This window comes from Geminicoccus flavidas, assembly GCF_009806515.1.
GTDB lineage: Bacteria > Pseudomonadota > Alphaproteobacteria > Geminicoccales > Geminicoccaceae > Geminicoccus > Geminicoccus flavidus.
The window spans coordinates 1-2,326 of the sequence record NZ_WUJP01000447.1; the positions used below are offsets into that span (position 1 = coordinate 1).

General features: G+C 67.9%; 3 protein-coding genes. 1 reads left to right on the top strand and 2 read right to left on the bottom strand.

The features are described 5' to 3' along the window. The coding region (locus EQG76_RS12585; RefSeq protein WP_159713818.1) for a hypothetical protein at positions 1-337 on the top strand (337 nt) is incomplete at its 5' end. Positions 338-417: 80 nt separating this feature from the next. Here the strand turns inward: EQG76_RS12585 and EQG76_RS12590 are convergent. Together EQG76_RS12590 and EQG76_RS12595 are read right to left on the bottom strand one after the other, a co-directional pair. Further along, positions 418-1,953 carry an ABC transporter ATP-binding protein gene (locus EQG76_RS12590; RefSeq protein ID WP_159713820.1) on the bottom strand — a complete coding sequence of 512 codons (1,536 nt, stop codon included), beginning with the start codon at positions 1,951-1,953 and terminating at the stop codon, positions 418-420. Positions 1,954-2,068: 115 nt separating this feature from the next. Continuing rightward, a partial coding sequence (locus tag EQG76_RS12595; RefSeq protein ID WP_159713822.1) for a BMP family lipoprotein occupies positions 2,069-2,326 on the bottom strand: 258 nt, incomplete at its 5' end.

The window sequence follows — 2,326 nt, forward strand, 5'->3', positions numbered from 1 at the left end:
CGGCGGCAGCAGCGACCTGCTGGTCGGCGGCCCAGGCATGGACACCTACGACTTCACCTACCACGAGGTGGCTAGTGCCATGGTCATCGACACGGCCAACGGCTTCCGGCTGCTGCTCGATCCCATCAATACCCAGCTGGACAGCAACAACGACGGCTTCCTGGCTGATGCCGACGCGCTCGTCTCCCTGTTGGATACCAACTTCGAGGGCGTCACGAAGCAGTCCCTTCGGGTGGAGATCACCAACGTGAGAGGTGAACTGGGACGGCAGTGGGACGGCTTCGTCACCCTGTTCAACATGACCTCGGTGCCCGTGGACGTGGTGAACCTTTCGTAGGGCGTCGGCCGGAGCGGATCGCGATCGATGTTCCTGAGGCTTAGGACCGTCCGCGCCACTCCACACAGGTTGGCTGGCTTTCAGGCCGCTTCCTTGCGCACGCCGGCCATGAGCAGGCCGATCCGCTTCTCGTCGGCCGCCCTGCCCTCGACCTCGCCGGTGAAGTGGCCGTCGAACATCACCAGGATGCGGTCGGCCAGGGCCATGATCTCGTCTAGCTCGACCGAGACCAGCAGCACGGCCTTGCCGGCGTCGCGCAGCTCGATCAGGCGGCGGTGGATGAACTCGATGGCGCCGATGTCGACGCCGCGGGTCGGCTGGCCCACCACCAGCAGCACCGGGTCGTGCTCGATCTCGCGGGCCAGCACCAGCTTTTGCTGGTTGCCGCCGGAAAAGGCGGTGGCGGCATAGTCCGGGTCGGGCGGGCGCACGTCGAAGATCCGCATCCACTCGCCGCAGCGACGCTGCAGCATAGGGCGATCCAGGAACGGGCCGTTCACGCAGTCCGGGCGGTCCTGGTAGCCCAGCAGCGCGTTCTCCCAGGCGGGGAATCCGGCGACCAGCCCCATGCGCAGCCGGTCCTCGGGCACATGGCCCAGCCCCTCCGGCCGGCCCTCGCCGCCGCGGACCGGGTGGCCGTCCAGCTCGATCCGGCCGGACGTCGCCGACCGGATGCCAGTGATCGCTTCCAGGAGCTCGGACTGGCCGTTGCCGGCCACCCCGGCGATCCCCAGGATCTCGCCGCGGCGGACCTCGAACGAGACGCCCTTGACCCTTTGCACCCCCTGCCGGTCGGTCATCACCAGATCGTCCACCTTCAGCGCAACCGGTCCGGGACGGGCCTCCCCCTTGGCGACCCGCAGCAGGACCTTGCGCCCGACCATCAGCTCGGCCAGCTCCTCGCGCGAGGTCCCGGCGGTCGGGCGGTGCGCCACCATCGCCCCCTGGCGCATGACGCTCACCTGGTCGGTGACCGCCATGATCTCGCGCAGCTTGTGGGTGATCAGGACCACCGTGCGGCCCTGGGCGCGCAGGCTCTTCAGGATACGGAACAGATGGTCGGCCTCCTGCGGGGTGAGCACCCCGGTAGGCTCGTCCAGGATCAGGATGCGGGCGCCGCGGAACAGGGCCTTCAGGATCTCGACGCGCTGCTGCACGCCCACCGGCAGGTCCGACACCAGGGCGTCGAGCGGCACGTCCAGCCGGTATTTGCGCTCCAGGCGCTCGACCTCCGCCCGGGCGCGCGCGGCGCCCCCGGCCAAAAGCGGCCCGCCTTCCGCCCCCAGCAGCATGTTCTCCAGCACGGTGAAGGTCTCGACCAGCATGAAATGCTGGAACACCATGCCGATCCCGGCCCGGATCGCGTCCTGCGGCCCGGTGATGCGCACCTCCTGCCCGTCGATCAGGATCTGGCCGGCATCCGCCTGATAGAACCCGTAGAGGATGTTCATCAGGGTCGACTTGCCGGCCCCGTTCTCGCCGATGATACCGTGGATCGTGCCGGCCCGGACCGTCAGGTCGACCGCGCGGTTGGCGTGGACCGGGCCGAACCGCTTGTCGATGCCGCAAAGCTCGACCGCGGCCGGGGCCGATGAGGGCTGCTGGCGCTGGAACATCGGCGCTCCGCGATGGGGATTGTGCTTTGGCCATCGAAGCTGGAGCGATCTCGTCGCGATCAGGTGGTTCCACCCGCCGCTCAAATCGCTCCAGTGCGGACCTGCCGGGTGCCGCTTACTGCTGCTTGGAGTAGTAGTCCTGGACTTGGATCTCGCCCGAGATGATCTTGGCCTTGGCCTCGTCCAGCTTCGCCACGATGTCGGGGGTCAGCACGTCCTTGTTGTACTCGTCCAGCGCGTAGTCAACCCCTTCCTCCTTCAGGCCCAGATTGAGCAGACCCGGCTTCCAGCTGCCGTCCTGCGCGGACTTGAACGCCTCGTACACGGCGACGTCGACCCGCTTGAGCATCGAGGTCAGCACGTTGCCCGGATA